The sequence below is a fragment of the Citrobacter sp. Cpo089 genome, assembly GCF_030332695.1.
Classification (GTDB): Bacteria; Pseudomonadota; Gammaproteobacteria; order Enterobacterales; family Enterobacteriaceae; genus Citrobacter; species Citrobacter portucalensis.
Window position 1 is genome coordinate 1 of sequence record NZ_JAOWHJ010000046.1, and the last position, 19,322, is coordinate 19,322.

The following is a 19,322-nucleotide window of genomic DNA, read 5'->3' on the forward strand; positions in this document are numbered from 1 at the left end:
AGCTGATAGAAACAGAAGCCACTGGAGCACCTCAAAAACACCATCATACACTAAATCAGTAAGTTGGCAGCATCACCGGTCACGGCATGCGTTGAATAAGCACTTAATGCTAGATTGTATTTTGTAACAGATTTATCCATTGTCGTTGATATCTTATTTTTAGCTAAAAATATAAAATCATATTAATTAATATTCATTGTCTTATCATGAGCATCGAATATTAAGACTTTCCCTAGTTTTCGAACCTGTTTTTGTTCCTTTGTATGATCCTTCGGGTTGAGCTGTAACTATTCATAACTTCTGCTTCTTTCTTCTCTGTCTATCGGTAAAATGGCCCCCCGCCAAATGGTGACTTCTTATTTTACCCTATGGGTAATACCCTTCCGCATGTTAAGGCTAATATCCTATTCGGATGGAGATAAATAATGCAGGTAGTAATGTTTGACAGGCAGTCAATATTTATTCATGGAATGAATGTAAGTTTGCAGCAACGTATTCCAGGAGTGGATGTTCAGGGTGTCAGTCAGGCAGATGAACTTTGGCTGACGCTGGAAGATAAACCCGAGGCATTAGTTATATTGGATGGCGACCTTGATGCTGAGTTCTGCTGTAGCTTGCTGCAACAGATAGCAGAGCGCTTTGCGATGGTGAAGGTGCTGGTGACCGCAACGGACTGCCGTAAAAAATGGTTGCAAGAGGTCACTAAACTGAACGTGCTGGCCATTGTTCCGCGCGATTCTGACGCGGAAACCTTTACGCTGGCCCTCAATAGCGTCGCGATGGGTATGATGTTTATCCCCAGAGACTGCATAACCGCTACCGAAAGCGGTGGGCAAAATATCAGATTGCTCAGCGCGCGCCAGCGGGAGATTTTGACCATGCTGGCCGCCGGAGAATCTAATAAACAAATTGGTCGACTGTTAAATATCAGTACCGGAACGGTAAAAGCCCATCTTGAGTCGTTGTATCAGCGCCTGGAGGTAAAAAACCGTACGCAGGCGGCAATGATGTTAAACAACACCATTTACTAGGAACATATTTCACAGTCAGAATATTTCTGGCTGTGAAATAGACACCGGCCAGATATTTTTAGCGCAAAATTGGGTAATTCCCACGCTGAATATCCACGTAATTAATGCTTCCAGCTGAAACCTGTCTTTTATTTGCGTCATTTCCTTATGGATGAATGCCTCGCAGATACTCATATCTGCGAGCAGCAATGTTTCTGCCTGCATCACCGTAATTGGGGTATCAAAGGATTCATTGGCGGAGATTTCGTGCCCGTAACCAATGACCCAGATGCCTTTTTTGTCCTGATACTTTTCCAGCGACAGGCCCTGCCATTGCTTAATAAATGCGATACAGGCGGGCGTGAAATGTGTCGAACGCAGCGGCATAATCATCTCTGTGCAAAGAGACCTATTCTAAAAAAACCACGCCGTTACGCTAGTTGCCTGACAGCCAGTATTTACCGCAAAACGACCTATGCCTTGGGCGGCTGATATTCCTGTTTTAACAGACCAAAAATCCAGTCATCGTGCCAGGTTTGATGTAGCCAGTAGCTTGCGCGTAGCGTGCCTTCATGAATGAACCCGACCTTTTCCAACAGACACCGTGAGGCTTCGTTTCCTGCGGTGACACAGGCGGTCAGTCGCCGCAGACCGCCGCTGGCAAAGGCGTATTCACACACGGCATGCAGAGATTCAGCGCCATAACCTTTACCCTGCGCCTCTGGGGCGAGCAGAAAGCCAACCTCGGCACATTCATTGTTCTCCTGAATGTATCCGGTCACGCCAAGCGGTGCTCCCGATGTCTTATCGCACAAGAGCAGACATAGCCAGTGTGGGCTGCCGGGAAACCATTCAGGCAGGCGGGAGTCGAAGGCTGTCCGTACTTCCTCTTCAGTACGTGCGTCAGCGACAAAACGCATCACATCTGGGTTCTGCTGTAGCGTTAAGAAGAACGTCCAGTCATTTTCTGTCAGTGGGCGGCAGAGCAGACGTGATGTTTGCAGTACAGGCACAGGCTTATCTCCAGAATAATTTTCAATGATTGTGCGGAAGTCACTGTAAAACTTATTTATTTGCTATATGAATGTGTTCTAGTCTACATCGGCACAACGTTGCGTTTAAAAAAGATAATTACATACCATTGTGAGGCCGCACGTTTTGGGTCCTTTTAGGGAAGATGATGACCAATAGCGCGTTACAAGCGACATGTACACCCTTTGAACATTGTCTGGGGATTATCCGCCAGGCGTCGGTAGAAATATTACTGCTTCTAGGCGTACATGCCGCAGAAGGCAAAGACCCGCGGTGGTTTCTCGAACAGCTGGATCAGGCACGACTGAATCTGGGCGGCTGGGGGGCTGTCGCCAGACGGTTGCAGATGAATGATGCGCAATTGAGCCAGTTCACTCTGCGGCTACGTCATCTTCAACAGAGTGTCCCCCAATATGAAAATGGCCAGGACGTCAGTGAAAACCAGCTGATTTCAGCGCTGCGCTTTGTGGCTTCTCTGGAACAATTACGCCAGCAACAGCCCATCCTGAAGTATCAAACCGAAATTGCACCTGTGGAGCCGGATGCTCAGATGCGGGCGCAGCGTCAACTTCGCGCAATAGAATTAACCCTCAAATCTCTGATTGCACGGGTATGGCCGGATCAACATCCTCTCAACAGCTTTCTGAAACAGCACTTTGGTGGTGAACGTCTGCGTCGCTGGCTAAAGTTGGGCGAAGGAAGAGATGCGCTGGACGGTATGATGTTTAGCGAGCTGGCGCTGATGGTCGTCGATAAGAAATTATTCGTTCGCCACTTTACGCAGATTTTTAACGATACCTCAGTGCTCATGTCATTTGTTGAGCCGCGCATCACGCTACGCATGTTTTTGGATGATTGCCGCCTGGCTCGTAACTGCGTTATCGCGCAGCAGCCGCTGACGTCGGTACAACTGATGTTGCTGGACTACCAGTACCGACAGATAACTCATCCTGTGCAACGGGCATTTGAAGAACGGCGTACGCGCATTAATCCTGCGTCGTATCTGGAATCTGATGAGGCCATGGTCCGCCAGTTTTGGGAAACAGCAAAGCAAAAAGACGAGCAAGCGGGAGGCGATAAGCATGAAATCGCAGACAGTATTGATCCGCCGGAAAAGCGGGCCAAGCGCACGGCGGAAGAACGTGAACAGCTGATTTCCGGTATGTTGTGGGTAGCGGTCGGCGTGATGGTGCTGGCGATTTCGCTGGGTGCGTTCTGGTTATTCACTTCGCCGCCGCCACAGGCGTCTTCCGGACAGTCCGTTGAAATCGTACAAGAGGAGCCACGGCGTGATGCCCCTAGCGCACGGGAGGCGGTGACCCGAATGGGCATCACCTGGGATGCCTTTAACATGCGGGCGGCTATCGATCGCAATGACACCCGCGTGACGTCACTTTTTCTGCAGGGCGGGATGGACTGGAAGCTGGCGTGGACGGAGCAGGCGTTTTCGGCGGGCAATACTGAGGTGTTGAGACTGCTGCTGCGTTACCCTTCGCAGATGGATGAAAGCAAACCATGCCGACAGTTTATGACTACGCTCAGCCATGCGATGTCGAATGGGGCATCGCTCACTTCGCTGCATAAAAGTTATCTGCAAAGTTTTTGTTCCGTGCCTGCGGTCGTTGCGCGTCAGCAATATGATCTTGAGCAGGCCGAGCTGCGTGTTCGCGCCCAGCCAAGCCCTGAGAACAAGAAATGGCAGAAAATTCACGCCGAGCTGTATGATGCAATTAACTGACAGCCTGATGACTCAGACCGTCAGCCGCTAGGGTTCGCCATACAAACCGATGAGTCTGCGCACCACGCCATTGGTCCAGCCAAAGCCGTCCTGCAACGGATATTCCCCGCCGCCGCCTTCGCGCGGCGCGGCGTCAGCTATGTGGTATTTTTCGATAAGTTTGTGGTGTTCCTGATAAAAGAGATTCACCGTTTTCAACCAGTTACGGGCAATTTCATCCCCGAGATGGTCGTCACCGTACAGTTTGAAGCCCTGGATCGCCATCCACTGCAGCGGCGCCCAGCCGTTGGGTTTATCCCACTGTTCACCGGTTTCATGCTCCGTGGCTAAAATGCCACCGGGCGTTAGCAGGCGACTGCGAACCGCGTTAGCAAGCCGATCGGCTTGTTCATGCGTTGCCATACCGACATACAGCGGCACAATACTGGCGGCAGAGAACAGGGCCATTTGTTCGCGCCGCCAGTCGTAATCGCGATAGCAGCCGTTTTCATCGTCCCAGAGATAGCGGTTTACCGCATCACGACGATCGCTGGCTTTCTGGCGAAAAAGTGCTTCCGTTTCTTTGTCACCTTTTAGCGCGGAAATATTGGCAATAGTGCTTTCCAGCTTGTAGAGGAATGCGTTCAGGTCAATTGGGATGAACTGCGTGGTGCGTATGCTGGCAAGGCGGCCTGCGTCGCGTAGCCAGCGCGATGAATAATCCCAGCCAGAAGCCGCGCCCGCGCGTAAATCCCGATACACTTCATTGGGCGGGCGACCCGAATGCTTGGCGGTCTCGACGTCTTCAAGCCATGATTCATCGCGTGGCGTATCACGATCGTCCCAATAGCGGTTAAGTAGAGAGCCGTCAGACATTCTGATCACGTGGCGGTAGGCCTGGTTGAGTACCAGGGAATCGGCGCCATCCATCCAGAACGCGTACTCCATTTTTAGATGATCAAGGTAACGACGCGCGCCGCGTACGCCATCCTCTTCAAACAGTTCCACCATCAGCGCAAATACCGGCGGCTGTGAGCGACTCAGATAGTAAGTGCGGTTGCCGTTCGGGATGTGACCATAGTTTTCAATCATCCAGGCAAAGTTATCTGCCATACATTTCAGCAGATCTTCGCGGCCGCTCTCTGCCAGACCCAGCATGGTAAAGTAGGAATCCCAGTAGTAGGTTTCGCTAAAACGCCCGCCTGGCACAATGTATGACTGCGGTAACGCCAGTAGCGAGGACCAGGGAATGTGATCCTGCGGCTCGCGCGTCAGCACCGGCCACAGTTGATCGATATGCTCTTTCAGCGAACTTTCCGGGTCAGAAACGTATTCGCTGGAGGGCGTTTCCGGGAGCCAGAAATGGTTCTCGACGAAGCGTCGCAGATCGAAGTCCCGATGGCGTTTAACCTTACGATAACGAATTAAAATGTCGAGCGGGTCCATTTTGGGCGCACAATCTGGGAAGGTTTTACTATCCGCAAACAGTTTGGATGACTGGACGTGTTCGAACAGTTCGAGATAACGATCGGCAGGGGTTAACGCATCTGAAGCGGGGAGCCCTTCAATCATCTCCGGCTCAGGCTCCGCCTCAATCATTTCATCCAGCTTTAACTCGCACGGATCCATTTCATAAAGCAGATCGATGTCGATCGTCATTTCTTCAGAAGGGGCGTGGGGTAGTTTCTGGTTGAGCATAATGAGAAAGACCTCCGATGGACGTTGAAAGATTAAGGCTATTGCCCGGTCGTCAGTTAAGCGTAGACATTCGCTTCGGTGTCGGGTGAGTAAAGCGTGCGGTTGATCACGTTTTAATGCTGAGCAAAATTTAAAGAATCAGACTATCCCAATGAAAATAATGGATAATTCAAAGTTCTGCATAATCTGAATATATTCCATTTTCAGAGCATTCGATTGCAACGAGGTGTGAACAGAGACAGGTAACGCCTTATCTCTATAATAGGCGCAGGCTATTCTATTGATAGTTCTCCCCCATGTAATTGCTTGATACTTATCAAAATAGTAATTCCCTCATTTCCTATGATGGTCAGGTCTGACAAAGACTGTGCATTAATTATTCTAATTTTCTGGGTCACAATAACTCACAACGGTGAGGGTAAAATAATGAAAATCATTACCCGTCTTACCGCGATTGCCATAGCTGGCATCGTGATTTGTTATTTTGGATTATCCGGTTATGTGTGGTATCACGATAATCAACGTAGCAAACAGGCTGATGTTCAGGCCTCTACGCTGGAAGAAAATAATAAGGTATTAGGATTTTTACGCGAAAAAGGATGCGATTATTGTCACACGCCTTCAGCTGAATTACCTTTCTATTCTTCTTTTCCTGTCGCTAAGCAGTTGATGAATTATGATATTCAACTGGGATACAAATCATTCAATCTTGAAGCCGTTCGTGCGGCGCTGGTCGCAGATAAACCCGTTTCGCAAAGCGACCTGAATAAAATTGAGTGGGTAATGCAGTACGACACCATGCCACCAACGCGATATACCGCGCTGCACTGGGCCGGGAAGGTCAGCGATACGGAGCGAGCCGAGATCCTGGGCTGGATTGCGAAACAGCGTGAGCAGTATTACGCCAGTAACGATACCGCCACGCAGCATCGTAATGAACCGGTGCAGCCGATACCAGAAAGCATCCCAACCGATGCCCGCAAAGTAGCGCTTGGCTTTACGCTTTACCACGACCCGCGTATTTCAGGTGACAGCACGATTTCTTGCGCGCATTGCCACGCTCTGAATGCAGGCGGCGTGGATGGCCGGAAAACGTCGATCGGCGTAGGCGGCGCCGTTGGCCCGATTAATGCGCCGACGGTGTTTAACTCGGTCTTCAACGTTGAACAATTCTGGGATGGTCGTGCGCCAACATTGCAGGCGCAGGCAGGCGGCCCGCCGTTGAACCCTATCGAAATGGCGTCTAAATCCTGGGATGAAATTATCCAGAAACTGGATAAAGATCCGCAATTGAAGCAAGAGTTTATCGCGGTTTATCCGCAGGGATTCAGCGGGGATAATATTACCGATGCGATTGCTGAGTTTGAGAAAACGCTAATTACGCCAAATTCGCCGTTTGATAAATGGCTACGCGGCGATGAAGCAGCGTTAACTGCTCAGCAGAAACATGGCTATCAATTGTTTAAAGATAATAAGTGTGCGACCTGTCATGGCGGTATTATTTTAGGCGGGCGCTCATTTGAGCCATTGGGTTTGAAAAAGGACTTTAATTTCGGTGAGGTCACTGCCGCAGATATTGGCCGCATGAACGTCACTAATGAATTACGTGACAAGCTGCGTCAAAAAGTCCCGGGCTTGCGTAACGTTGCGCTGACCGCGCCTTATTTCCATCGCGGTGATGTGCCTACGCTCGATGGTGCGGTAAAACTGATGCTGCGTTATCAGGTGGGTAAAGAACTGCCGCAGGAAGATATCGACGATATCGTGGCGTTCCTCGAAAGCTTAAACGGCGTGTATACGCCATATATGCAGGGTAAATAAGAGAAAACCGGATGGCAAAGCACCATCCGGTTTATTTATTGCTTAACGCATGGTAACGAATTCTTCTGCCGCCGTTGGGTGAATCGCAACGGTGTTATCAAAGTCTTTCTTGGTTGCGCCCATTTTCAGCGCGACCGCGAAGCCTTGCAGCATTTCATCCATTCCAAAACCAATACCGTGAATACCGACAATTTTCTCTTCCGGACCGACGCAAACCAGCTTCATGCGGCACGGCTGACGATGTGAGGTGACAGCGGTATACATCGCGGTAAATGATGATTTATACACTTTCACCTGGTCATCGCCGTGCTGTTCGCGAGCCTGCTGCTCGGTCAGGCCCACGGTGCCAATTGGCGGGTGGCTGAAGACCACGGTCGGGATGTTGCTGTAGTCCAGATGTTCGTCCGGTTTGTTGTTAAACAGACGCTCGGACAGGCGACGGCCCGCGGCAACGGCAACCGGCGTCAGTTCAACGGCACCGGTGTTGTCGCCGACGGCATAAATACCCGGCACGCTGGTGTTCTGGAATTTATCAACGACGATGTAGCCTTTTTCATTGGTTTTCACGCCGGTAACAGCCAGATTGAAGTTGTCCGTTTCTGGCTCACGACCAATCGCCCAAATCAGGCAGTCTACCGTTTCGCTACGACCATCTTCCAGTTGCAGGGTCAGGCTGCCGTCAGCGTTTTTAACAACCGCTTTTGGAATCGCGTGAGTATGCAGAGTCGGGCCTTCGGCGTTCATCACCTCAACCAACGTTTCGACGATCATCGGATCAAAACTGCGCAGCGGCGCGTGTTTACGCACGAACAGGTGAGTTTCTGCGCCCAGGCCGTTAATCACACCAGCCAGTTCAACGGCGATGTAGCCTGCGCCAACAACGGCTACACGTTTTGGCAGCGCTGGCAGCTCAAAGAAACCATTAGAATCAATACCATATTCCACGCCAGGAATGTTCGGATGGCTCGGGCGACCACCGGTGGCAATCAAAATATGATCGGCAGTAATGGTTTCACCGTTTACTTCAATGGTTTTGGCATCCACAAAGCGCGCAAAGCCTTTGATCACATCGACATTATTTTTGCCCAGCACGTTGTCGTACGAGGTATGAATACGATCGATATAAGCGGTACGCGTGGCGATCAGTTTATCCCAGTCGAACTTATTGATGGTGGTGTCGAAACCGTAATCCGGACCGTACATGTGGATCGCTTCGCGGACCTGTGCGGCATGCCACATCACTTTCTTCGGTACGCAGCCAACGTTAACGCAGGTGCCGCCTAACTCTTTGGCTTCAATCAGTGCGCATTTTTGACCGTACATTGCTGCACGGTTAATGGAGGCAATACCGCCGCTGCCGCCGCCAATAGCGATGTAATCATAGTGCTTGGTCATGACCGCTCCTTTATGTTCATTGTAGGGCGGAGAAGCGTTACGCCATCCGCCAAAATATTCGCGATTGTATACCTGATATTAAAAGGTTCCACCGATGGCTGCGATTACTCCGGCACGATCCAGCTTACGGAAGTGTGTCCGGTTCCTGCGGGAACCAGCTTGCTATGTAGCCACGGCAGGATGTTGTTCATCTGCTGCTCCAGCTTCCACGGTGGGTTAATCACAATCATGCCGGATGCCGTCATGCCGCGCTGATCGCTGTCCGGGCGTACTGCCAGCTCAATTTGCAGAATTTTGCGGATGCCGGTGTCTTCGAGATCGCGGATCATGCGCTTGATTTGTTGGCGCAGAACCACTGGATACCACAACGCATAGGTGCCGGTCGCGAAACGTTTGTAGCCTTCGTTAATACCGGTCACTACTGCCTGGTAGTCGCTTTTGATTTCGTAGGGTGGATCGATAAGGATCAACCCTCGACGGGAAACCGGCGGTAATTTTGCTTTCAGCTGCTGATAACCATCGGCTTTGGCCACGCGAGCGCGCTCATCTTTCTGGAATTCGCCGCGCAGCAGAGGGAAGTCGCTCGGGTGCAGTTCAGTTAATTGCAGACTGTCCTGTTCGCGCAGCAGCTGGCGAGCAATTAACGGAGAGCCTGGGTAGTAGCGCAACTGACCGCTACGGTTGAAGTGCTGCACTACGCCAATGTAGGGTTCCAGTTCGGCAGGCAAATCGTCCTGCTGCCAGATACGGGCGATCCCTTCCAGATATTCACCGGTACGTTCGGCATGCTCACTGCTCAGCTGATAACGGCCAGCACCAGCATGGGTGTCCAGATAGAGAAACGGTTTTTCTTTCTCTTTGAGCGACTCGATGATCAGGCTCTGAACGGTATGTTTAAGGACGTCGGCGTGGTTGCCTGCGTGATAACTGTGGCGATAACTGAGCATGGGTAATGAAATTCCGCTGAAATGACGATTTGCCACAGTTTACAGCAGATCGGCACAGATTACCCGTAGGCCCGGTAAGCGCAGCGCTACCGGGCGTCTTTCCGTCACGGTTAGCATTGAAATCCTCTACACTTAACCCCATTGTACAAATTAATATGCACAGCGCCGGATACGCGCTTCATTCACTCTTTTCAACAGGACCGCGCTAATGACCAATCCATTGCTGACTCCCTTCGAACTGCCGCCGTTTTCTAAAATTCAGCCTGAGCACGTTGTGCCTGCCGTCACTCAGGCGCTGAACGATTGCCGTGAAAATGTTGAGCGAGTGGTTGCGCAGGGCGCGCCGTACACCTGGGAAAACCTCTGCCAGCCGTTGGCGGAAGTTGACGATGTGCTGGGGCGTATTTTCTCGCCAATTAGCCACCTGAACTCGGTGAAAAACAGCCCGGAACTGCGAGAAGCCTACGAACAAACGCTGCCGCTGCTGTCTGAATACAGCACCTGGGTTGGACAACATGAAGGCCTGTACAAAGCGTACCGCGATCTGCGTGATGGCGATCATTACGCCACTCTGAACACTGCACAGAAAAAAGCGGTTGATAACGCGCTGCGCGATTTTGAGCTTTCTGGTATTGGTCTGCCGAAGGAAAAACAGCAGCGCTATGGTGAGATCGCTACCCGCCTGTCTGAGCTCGGCAACCTGTACAGCAATAACGTCCTCGATGCTACGATGGGCTGGACTAAGCTGGTGACCGACGAAGCGGAACTTGCCGGGATGCCGGAAAGCGCGCTGGCCGCCGCAAAAGCTCAGGCTGAAGCCAAAGAGCAGGAAGGCTATCTGTTAACGCTGGACATCCCAAGCTACCTGCCGGTGATGACCTACTGTGATAACCAGGGGCTGCGTGAAGAGATGTATCGCGCTTACTCCACGCGCGCGTCTGACCAGGGGCCAAACGCGGGCAAATGGGACAACAGCCCGATAATGGAAGAGATCCTCGCGCTGCGCCACGAGCTGGCACAGCTGCTGGGCTTTGAGAGCTACGCCTTTAAATCTCTGGCTACCAAAATGGCGGAGAACCCGCAGCAGGTACTCGATTTCCTGACTGACCTGGCGAAACGTGCCCGTCCGCAGGGTGAGAAAGAGCTGGCTCAGCTGCGCGCCTTCGCGAAAGCGGAATTTGGTGTTGATGAGCTACAGCCATGGGATATCGCTTACTACAGCGAGAAACAAAAACAGCATCTCTACAGCATCAGCGACGAGCAGCTGCGTCCTTACTTCCCGGAAAACAAAGCCGTTAACGGTCTGTTTGAAGTGGTTAAACGTATTTATGGCATCTCCGCCAAAGAGCGCACCGATGTTGACGTCTGGCATCCGGAAGTTCGTTTCTTCGAGCTGTACGACGAAAACAACGAGCTGCGCGGCAGCTTCTATCTTGATCTGTATGCCCGTGAACACAAACGCGGTGGGGCGTGGATGGACGACTGTGTCGGCCAGATGCGTAAGACAGACGGCACATTGCAAAAGCCGGTCGCTTACCTGACCTGTAACTTTAACCGTCCGGTGAACGGTAAACCTGCGCTGTTTACCCACGATGAAGTGATCACCCTGTTCCACGAGTTCGGCCACGGTCTGCACCATATGCTGACCCGTGTCGAAACCGCGGGCGTTTCCGGTATCAACGGTGTGCCATGGGATGCGGTCGAACTGCCGAGCCAGTTTATGGAAAACTGGTGTTGGGAGCCGGAAGCGTTGGCGTTTATCTCTGGTCACTTTGAGACCGGTGAACCGCTGCCGAAGGAACTGCTGGATAAAATGCTGGCGGCGAAAAACTACCAGGCAGCGCTGTTTATTCTGCGTCAACTGGAGTTCGGTCTGTTTGATTTCCGTCTGCACGCGGAGTTTAACCCGCAGCAAGGGGCTAAAATCCTCGAGACGCTGGCGGAAATTAAAAAACAGGTCGCCGTGGTGCCGGGCCCAACGTGGGGCCGCTTCCCGCATGCCTTCAGCCATATTTTTGCTGGTGGCTACGCAGCGGGTTACTACAGCTATCTGTGGGCAGACGTACTGGCGGCAGATGCCTTCTCTCGCTTCGAAGATGAAGGGATTTTCAACCGTCAGACCGGACAATCGTTCCTCGATAATATCCTTACCCGTGGCGGTTCTGAAGAGCCGATGGAATTGTTCAAGCGCTTCCGTGGCCGCGAGCCGCAGCTGGATGCAATGCTGGAGCATTACGGGATCAAAGGCTGATTATTCACGTGAAAATCTGCTTAGTAGATGAAACAGGCGCCGGAAACGGCGCCTTATCTGTTCTTGCCGCCCGCTGGGGACTGGAACACGATGAAGATAACCTGATGGCGCTGGTGATGACGCCGGAACATCTGGAACTGCGCAAACGTGATGAACCCAAACTCGGCGGTATCTTCGTGGATTTCGTGGGCGGTGCGATGGCCCATCGGCGCAAATTTGGCGGTGGACGCGGTGAAGCGGTGGCGAAGGCGGTTGGCATTAAAGGCGATTACCTGCCGGATGTGGTCGATGCGACAGCTGGGCTGGGGCGCGATGCGTTTGTACTGGCCTCGGTAGGCTGCCGCGTACGAATGCTGGAACGTAATCCGGTGGTTGCGGCACTGCTTGATGATGGCCTGGCGCGCGGCTATGCCGACCCGGAAATCGGTCCGTGGCTGCAGGAACGTTTACAGCTGATCCATGCGTCGAGTCTGACGGCGTTAACCGATATCACGCCGCGCCCGCAGGTGGTGTACCTCGATCCGATGTTTCCACATAAGCAGAAAAGCGCGCTGGTGAAAAAAGAAATGCGGGTGTTTCAGTCATTGGTGGGGCCGGATTTAGATGCGGATGGGCTGCTGGAGCCTGCGCGTCAGTTGGCCACCAAACGTGTGGTGGTGAAGCGCCCAGATTACGCGCCGCCGCTGGCGGATGTCGCCACGCCGAACGCGGTTGTGACGAAAGGGCATCGGTTTGATATCTACGCTGGGACAGCATAGTTTGTAGGTCTGTGCGCTGTGCTGCCTGATGCGCTGCGCTTATCAGGCCTACGACAGCGTGTCTTTGTAGGCCGGATAAGGCGTTAGCCGCATCCGGCATTATCCATTAAACAAACGGTGCCAGCGGGTCGGCAATCTCAAATGCTACTGCTCGGTCTGCTTTCGGTGGGTAAATCAGCTCGCTGACAATCGACACCTTCAGCTTCTTCGCTTCTGCGCGCGTCAGTTTCACCTGTTGATCCCATCCTTCGCTATACACCGCACCCCAGGCACCAAGATCCAGGCAGGTGACGTAGTTTTCCTGACGATATGGCAGTGGTGTTACGTTTAACAGGTCTGCCGCAGCGTTATTACCGGCAAATTTACCCAACAAAATCGCGTGCTGACAGGTCATTAACGCATGGTTGCCTTTGTCGTCGGTGGTGGCATAGGCCACATCGCCAGTGGCGTAGATATCATCGTGACCCACAACCTGCAGATTGGTATTCACATGCAGACGGCCCTGGCGATCGCGCGGGGCATTAATCTGTGCTGTCAGGCTATTGGCCTGTACGCCGACGGTCCAGATAACCGTCTGAGAGGCAATCACCTGCCCATCTTTCAGCGTGACGCCGGAGGCATCTACGCACTCTACTTCCGCATTGACCAGCCACTCGACGCCCAGTTCAGCAGAGGCTTCGATAATCACGTCACGTAATTCCTGGCTCCAGCGTCCGCCTGGCTGAGCACCGCGTTCAACTACGACAACTCTGGTCTTAGCATCAGCGCCCAATATTTCGCGCAAACGACCCGGTAATTCCAGCGCCATCTCTATCCCGGTGAAACCACCACCACAGACCACCACGGTATTGCGAGCCTCACTTTCCGGTTGTAATGCCAGATTGTTAATGTGCTGCTCCAGTACGGCGGCGCTCTCGAGTTGGTCGAGGTCAAACGCGTGCTCGGCGGCACCGGCGACGGTATCGCGGTTTACGTGACTTCCGCTGGCGAGCACCAGGCGGTCATAGCGACGCAGATGAGTGTCACCGTTGGCATCTTTCCAGCTCACCTCTTTAGAGTCCGGGAGGATTTGCTCGACGTGACCTTGCAGGAAGTTGACGCCGGTAACGTCAAACAACGGTTGCAGTGGTGCGACCAGCGTATGAACGGCGCTTTCATAAAAGCGTGGGCGGACACGCAGCTCCGGCTGTGGCGCAATTACTGTAATATCAATTGCCTGCTGATGTTTATCCGCCAGTCGTGCGGCGCTTAATGCTGCCCACATACCGGCAAAGCCGGCGCCCACGATCAGAATTTGTTTACGCATTGGGGTTTTCTCACTGGTGACTACGAATTATTTACTCGGATTTTATTTGTCGTAGTTAAGAATTGCAATGCGATCGAGATCCTTTTTGTCACAAAGGGTGGTTTTTTTTGATTATCTGTTTGATAAGTATGTATTTAAAGTTCTTTTGTGAAAAGGGATTACTTTGCTGTCTGGAATGAATGAGATGAAAAAGCTACAATAAACTCAGATTCATTTTGGCTGAGATAAGAGAATGGCATTCTACAGTTCGGGAGTTGAGTACGGCATTCATAGCCTGATGTGTATGGTCGACAGTAAGGGCGACGCGCGGGATATGAGCGTGCGGGAAATAGCCGAACTGCAAAGCGTACCGTATGACTATCTGGCAAAAATTTTCACCCGTCTGTCCAAAGCGGGTCTGGTGCGCAGCATTGAAGGCAAAGGTGGCGGTTTCCAGTTAGCTAAACCCGCTGAACACATCACGGTGCTGGATGTGGTGAATGCTATTGATGGCGATAAGCGCATCTTTGAGTGTCGTGAAATTCGCCAGCGGCTGGCGGTATTTGAGGAACATCCACCGGAGTGGGCCTGTGAAGGCATTTGTGGCGTGCGTTCGGTAATGGACATGGCCCAGCAGCGAATGGAAGAAGCGCTCGGCCAGCATACGATTCTGGACTTGGCGCGCAAAATGTACCGCAAAGCGCCGGACACTTTTGTGGTAGAAGTGCAGGAGTGGATAGACGCGCGTAAAGGGTAGTGAGTGAAAATGCCCGATAGCGCAAGGCGACCGGGCATGTTGAATGTAGGCCAGACAGGGGCAATAGCCGCCATCCGGCACTGAAGGTTATTGCTCGGTGCTCGGCGTATTAATCATGCGGTTCAGCCATGGCACCATAATCGCCATCACGACCGTTACGGCCAGGGTGACAAGGCCAATCTTACTGAAGACGTTGGTATAGATAGGCAGCGTTTGCAGCGGGTCGGTGATGTTCTCTGGTACGGCGGTGAACGTAGCGACATAACCCCCCATCAGGAAGGCCGCGGCCTGCGTCAGGAACCACATCCCAAGAATGAAGCCCATCAGATGTTGTGGCACGAGAGCAGCGACCATAGCCAGTCCCAGGGCGCTAATCAGCAGTTCACCCAGGCTCTGGAACAGATACACCAGCACGATAAACCACGGCGACGTCAGCCCTTGTGCATCGGCAAACCACATCCCGGCAGCGGCGGCCGTCAGGAAGCCCAATGAGCACAGGAACATACCGAGCGTAAATTTCATCGGCATGGTCAAGTCTTTGCCTTTGTTGCCCAGACGGGTATAGATTGCGGCCAGTACCGGACTCGACAGTACCACCCAGAACGGGTTCAGCGCCTGGAAGCTCACCGGGTTGATGGCGAAACCAAGAATTTCATGGTGTACGTTATTGATCGCAAAGAAGTTTAGCGATGTCGGCATCTGCGCGTACAGCACGTAGAACACCACCGCTTCCAGCATCAGGATAAAGGCCACGAACATCTTGTTGCGCCCGGTTTTATCCAGTTTGAATGCCTGACGGAAGAAGATGATGGTCACGACAATCGACAGGACGATCAGCACCAGGTTGGCAATCTGCACGTTGTGCATCAGCCAGGCGCAGATAAATACCATCACTACCGTACCGGCCAGCACGTACAACAGGTTACGGAAATTCAGTGGCTTATGGTCTGGCTCAGAGCCGATATTTTTCACCATTCCGCGGCAGGCAAAGTAGACCAGCAGCGCGACGATTAGTCCGGCTCCGCACAGGTTGTAAGTCACAGCGTAGCCAAACTTATCGGCAATCACCGGCGCCAGCGACAGTGACAGCAGCGAACCGATGTTAATCGACATATAAAACAGGGTGAAAGCACCGTCCAGACGGGCGTCTTTCGGGGGATAACATTTTGACAGCAGGCTTGCCGGGTTGGCTTTAAATAGCCCGTTACCAACGGCAATGGTACCCAAAGCAATAAAGATTAGATCCGGCTTAAGCAGCGACATCCCGGTCATGAAGTAGCCGATTGCCAGCACAATGGCACCGAGTACCAGCGTGCGCTTGGTGCCTAACAGGTGGTCGCCGACGTAGCCGCCGATCGAGATCAGGCCGTAAACCAGTGCGGCAAAGGCACCAAAGGTGACAAATGCCTGTTCTTGTGAAAATCCGAGCTGCTTAACAAAAAATACCGCCAGGATGCCCTGTACGCCGTAATAGCCAAATCGTTCCCATAATTCCACAAAGAAGATCATGAAGAACGGACGAGGTTGCTGCAGCAAGCCCGTAGGTGCAGTTTTATTCATATTCCATCGCCTTTCAAAGCCATCCCGAAAAGTATGAACGCGTATGCTTAAACGCGCCGAAAAAGTCTTATTTTGTTATAGACTGCGGTTATTGGCCGCAAGGGTAGAGTATTATAGAGATAGTTTTCGATCCAATTAGTTGATCACACTAATTATGATTTATTAGCTGGATGGATGTACTAATTGTGACCGAATGATAAAAACAAAAACGCCCGCAAAGGCGGGCGTTTACAGGCTTAACGACTTGCAGTGGGCCGGGTTAACTTCCGGCGGCAAGCATTTTATGCTTCTTCGTCGTCACGCAGCGGAACAATCAACATGTCGACGTGGACGGTGTTGATCAGTTGGCGCGCGGAGGACATCAGTTTGCTCCAGAAATCCTGGTGGTGACCACAGACGACCAGATCCATGTCGTATTTTTTGATGGCATCAACCAGAACCTGACCCAGGTCGCCGCTACCGCTCAGGGTTTCGGTGATAGGGTAGCCTGCATTGGTGGACAGCTCGGTTAACGCGTGGTGGGTTTCTTCAGAAATGCGTTTCTGCATGTCGCCCAGATTCACGTCGATAAGCCCGGTGTACAGGTCGGAATAGTTTACGTCAACGTGGATAAGGGAGACTTTAGCATTGTAAGGTCGCGCCATAGAAACCGCTTTTTCAACCAGAACTTTGCTTTCCGGAGAAAGATCAACCGCGATAAGAATGTGTTTATAAGCCATAGTGTTACTCCTTCCATAAGTTGTCGATGACTAGCCTGCTGGCGTTATATGCCGCCGCGTCATCCGCGTCCTGCGAACCTTGTGCGCGGGGCTAGCCCAGTCGTAAAAACGTACCATATAAGGACTATCCTTACATTATAGCGACCAGGATAATCCGTCAATCCGCCTTGCTTGCCAAATAGTTAAACAAATTTTTTAGTTAATTGCATTGATAGCGATTAACCTTATGGCAAAAAAATTAACTAATCTCCTACACTATCTAAAGAGGCGTTCGGATGCGTGATACTAACACGAACGGTTTCGGCTGCACTCTTCATTGAATGGTTTGGCAGGGTATCGGGGAGCGGTAGTCCCGGAAAGGAGTTCCGTGGGCGGGTCGCCGGGGAGGAGGTATGATAAGCACCATTGCATTATTCTGGGCTTTATGTGTCGTTTGCATTGTTAATATGGCGCGCTATTTTTCTTCGCTACGCGCACTGTTAGTGGTACTTCGTGGTTGCGATCCATTACTTTACCAGTATGTAGATGGAGGGGGCTTTTTTACCTCGCATGGGCAACCGAACAAGCAGATGCGTCTGGTGTGGTATATCTACGCTCAGCGTTACCGCGATCATCATGATGATGAATTTATTCGCCGCTGTGAGCGGGTTCGCGGTCAGTTCATTCTCACCAGCGCGCTATGTGGCCTGGTGCTAATCAGCATGGTTGCGCTGATTATCTGGCACTGATTCCAACAACAGATACAAAAAAAGCGGGTCAGCTTCCTGACCCGCTTTTTTACCGTGCATTCGCTTAGATAAGCTTCAGGGACAGCCAGTACAGCACCCCGGAAAGAATAATCGCAGCCGGCAGGGTGAAGACCCAGGCCATCAGAATGCTGGTTACCGTTTTACGCTGCAATCCGCCGCCATCAACAACCATCGTCCCCGCAACGGAAGAAGAGAGAACGTGGGTGGTGGAAACGGGCATACCGGTGTAGCTGGCGAGGCCGATAGAGACTGCGGCGGTCATCTGCGCCGACATCCCCTGGGCATAAGTCATGCCTTTCTTACCGATTTTCTCGCCGATGGTGGTGGCAACGCGACGCCAGCCAATCATCGTACCAATACCCAGCGCCAGTGCGACGGCCATAATGATCCAGATAGGCGCGTACTCAATGGTGCTCAGCATGTCAGCTTTCAGTTTTTTCAGCAGACGCTGATCGTCAGCGCTTACGCCAGGCAGCTTAACCACTTTATCGGTGGTATCAGAGATGCACAGCATAATACGGCGCAGCTGACCACGCTGTTCGACGCTTAACTTGTCATAGGTTTCCAGGTTCGCCAGCATACCTTTCGCACGTTCCAGCGCGTTGATTGTATTCGCCGGGTGGCAATGGAACTCTGTCGTCGTCGCGGGTGCCGCGTCCGTCGGGGACGGAATCAGCTGGTCTACGCCTGTGGCCTGTTTAAGCAGGTCAGGGCGCTGCTGGAAGAAGACTTCGACGTTATTGATTGCATCACGGGTACGGGTAATCTCGTAACCGGAAGCATTCATATTCACCACGAAGCCTGCAGGCGCTACGCCAATCAGCACCAGCATCACCAGACCAATGCCTTTCTGCCCGTCGTTAGCGCCATGAGAGAACGCTACGCCGATAGCGGAGAGGATCAGTGCAATACGGGTCCAGAACGGCGGCTTTTTCTTGCCATCTTTCTTTTCACGTTCTGCTGGCGTCAGGTGGATACGGGCACGTTTTTTTGTACCGCTCCAGTAACGACGCAGAATGAAAATAAGACCGCCTGCAACCACCAGACCAACAATTGGCGAGATGATAAGCGAAGCAAAAATACCGATAACTTTCGGAATGTTAAGTGCGTCCACCACCGAGGTGCCGGTCATCAGTGCATTGGTTAAACCAATACCGATAATGGCGCCAATCAGCGTGTGGGAGCTGGATGCAGGTAAACCAAAGTACCAGGTACCCAGGTTCCAGATAATTGCCGCCAGCAGCATGGAGAACACCATGGCAAGGCCATGTGACGATCCCATATTAAGCAGCAGATCCGTTGGTAGCATATGCACGATGGCATACGCCACGCTGAGACCACCCAGCAAAACACCAAAGAAGTTGAACAACGCAGCCATGACCACCGCCAATTGCGAACGCATTGCACGGGTATAGATCACGGTTGCGACAGCATTGGCTGTGTCATGGAAGCCGTTAATTGCTTCGTAGAACAGCACAAAAGCCAGAGCAAGCAATAGTAAAAGCCCGGTATGTAAATCCAGGCCAGCAAACAAATGTAGCATAGGACGTTACGCCATTTTGAGGACATGAACGCGGCGCATTATCAGTGACTTTGGCGGCGCGGGCAAAGTGAAATATAGAG

Annotated in this window: 16 protein-coding genes; 7 read left to right on the plus strand and 9 right to left on the minus strand. The window is 52.0% G+C overall.

From position 1 onward, the window contains the following. Positions 1 to 425: 425 nt before the first annotated feature. A complete protein-coding gene (locus tag OGX92_RS07465; RefSeq protein ID WP_003827446.1) occupies positions 426 to 1,031 on the plus strand; it encodes a helix-turn-helix transcriptional regulator in 606 nt (201 codons plus the stop codon). A 15-nt stretch (positions 1,032 to 1,046) separates the two neighbouring features. On the opposite strand, the gene OGX92_RS07470 is transcribed toward OGX92_RS07465, so the two are convergent. Then, positions 1,047 to 1,397 carry a glycoside hydrolase family protein gene (locus tag OGX92_RS07470; RefSeq protein ID WP_148361349.1) on the minus strand — a complete coding sequence of 117 codons (351 nt, stop codon included), beginning with the start codon at positions 1,395 to 1,397 and terminating at the stop codon, positions 1,047 to 1,049. Between the two features lie 86 nt (positions 1,398 to 1,483). Next, the gene (locus OGX92_RS07475; RefSeq protein ID WP_063941878.1) at positions 1,484 to 2,023 is read right to left on the minus strand and encodes a GNAT family N-acetyltransferase; all 540 of its coding nucleotides are present in this window, start codon (positions 2,021 to 2,023) and stop codon (positions 1,484 to 1,486) included. 167 nt (positions 2,024 to 2,190) lie between these two features. Here OGX92_RS07475 and OGX92_RS07480 point away from each other — a divergent pair, with 167 nt between their 5' ends. Next, positions 2,191 to 3,780, plus strand: a complete 1,590-nt coding sequence (locus OGX92_RS07480; protein ID WP_200921580.1) for an STY4199 family HEPN domain-containing protein — start codon at positions 2,191 to 2,193, stop codon at positions 3,778 to 3,780. 27 nt (positions 3,781 to 3,807) lie between these two features. On the opposite strand, the gene OGX92_RS07485 is transcribed toward OGX92_RS07480, so the two are convergent. Continuing rightward, positions 3,808 to 5,457 (minus strand): alpha,alpha-trehalase, encoded by a 1,650-nt coding sequence (locus OGX92_RS07485; RefSeq protein WP_003827453.1) that lies wholly within the window; start codon positions 5,455 to 5,457, stop codon positions 3,808 to 3,810. Between the two features lie 426 nt (positions 5,458 to 5,883). Between OGX92_RS07485 and OGX92_RS07490 the strand changes: the two genes are divergently transcribed. Then, a complete protein-coding gene (locus OGX92_RS07490; protein WP_003827455.1) occupies positions 5,884 to 7,278 on the plus strand; it encodes a cytochrome-c peroxidase in 1,395 nt (464 codons plus the stop codon). A gap of 42 nt (positions 7,279 to 7,320) precedes the next feature. Here OGX92_RS07490 and gorA read toward each other — a convergent pair whose 3' ends face one another. Next, positions 7,321 to 8,673 carry a glutathione-disulfide reductase gene (gene gorA, locus OGX92_RS07495; protein ID WP_003827456.1) on the minus strand — a complete coding sequence of 451 codons (1,353 nt, stop codon included), beginning with the start codon at positions 8,671 to 8,673 and terminating at the stop codon, positions 7,321 to 7,323. A 104-nt stretch (positions 8,674 to 8,777) separates the two neighbouring features. Continuing rightward, the gene (locus OGX92_RS07500; protein ID WP_191222048.1) at positions 8,778 to 9,620 is read right to left on the minus strand and encodes a 23S rRNA (adenine(2030)-N(6))-methyltransferase RlmJ; all 843 of its coding nucleotides are present in this window, start codon (positions 9,618 to 9,620) and stop codon (positions 8,778 to 8,780) included. Positions 9,621 to 9,828: 208 nt separating this feature from the next. On the opposite strand from OGX92_RS07500, the gene prlC reads away from it, so the two are divergent. Continuing rightward, complete coding sequence (gene prlC, locus OGX92_RS07505) at positions 9,829 to 11,871, plus strand: oligopeptidase A (RefSeq protein WP_286586384.1); 2,043 nt, start codon at positions 9,829 to 9,831, stop codon at positions 11,869 to 11,871. Positions 11,872 to 11,879: 8 nt separating this feature from the next. Further along, positions 11,880 to 12,629 carry a 16S rRNA (guanine(1516)-N(2))-methyltransferase RsmJ gene (gene rsmJ, locus OGX92_RS07510; protein WP_063941419.1) on the plus strand — a complete coding sequence of 250 codons (750 nt, stop codon included), beginning with the start codon at positions 11,880 to 11,882 and terminating at the stop codon, positions 12,627 to 12,629. A gap of 106 nt (positions 12,630 to 12,735) precedes the next feature. On the opposite strand, the gene OGX92_RS07515 is transcribed toward rsmJ, so the two are convergent. Next, entirely contained in the window at positions 12,736 to 13,935 is a 1,200-nt protein-coding gene (locus OGX92_RS07515) for an NAD(P)/FAD-dependent oxidoreductase (protein WP_286586385.1), read from the minus strand. A 232-nt stretch (positions 13,936 to 14,167) separates the two neighbouring features. Between OGX92_RS07515 and OGX92_RS07520 the strand changes: the two genes are divergently transcribed. Further along, positions 14,168 to 14,671 (plus strand): RrF2 family transcriptional regulator, encoded by a 504-nt coding sequence (locus OGX92_RS07520; RefSeq protein WP_003023361.1) that lies wholly within the window; start codon positions 14,168 to 14,170, stop codon positions 14,669 to 14,671. Between the two features lie 87 nt (positions 14,672 to 14,758). On the opposite strand, the gene dtpB is transcribed toward OGX92_RS07520, so the two are convergent. Both dtpB and uspA read right to left on the minus strand, forming a co-directional pair. Then, positions 14,759 to 16,231, minus strand: coding sequence for a dipeptide/tripeptide permease DtpB (gene dtpB, locus OGX92_RS07525; RefSeq protein ID WP_126956435.1), 1,473 nt, complete (start codon positions 16,229 to 16,231; stop codon positions 14,759 to 14,761). Positions 16,232 to 16,512: 281 nt separating this feature from the next. Beyond that, the gene (gene uspA, locus OGX92_RS07530) at positions 16,513 to 16,950 is read right to left on the minus strand and encodes a universal stress protein UspA (RefSeq protein WP_003023368.1); all 438 of its coding nucleotides are present in this window, start codon (positions 16,948 to 16,950) and stop codon (positions 16,513 to 16,515) included. A gap of 392 nt (positions 16,951 to 17,342) precedes the next feature. Between uspA and uspB the strand changes: the two genes are divergently transcribed. Continuing rightward, complete coding sequence (gene uspB, locus OGX92_RS07535) at positions 17,343 to 17,678, plus strand: universal stress protein UspB (protein WP_003023371.1); 336 nt, start codon at positions 17,343 to 17,345, stop codon at positions 17,676 to 17,678. Between the two features lie 64 nt (positions 17,679 to 17,742). On the opposite strand, the gene pitA is transcribed toward uspB, so the two are convergent. Further along, positions 17,743 to 19,242 carry an inorganic phosphate transporter PitA gene (gene pitA, locus OGX92_RS07540; protein WP_003827471.1) on the minus strand — a complete coding sequence of 500 codons (1,500 nt, stop codon included), beginning with the start codon at positions 19,240 to 19,242 and terminating at the stop codon, positions 17,743 to 17,745. Positions 19,243 to 19,322: the final 80 nt, after the last annotated feature.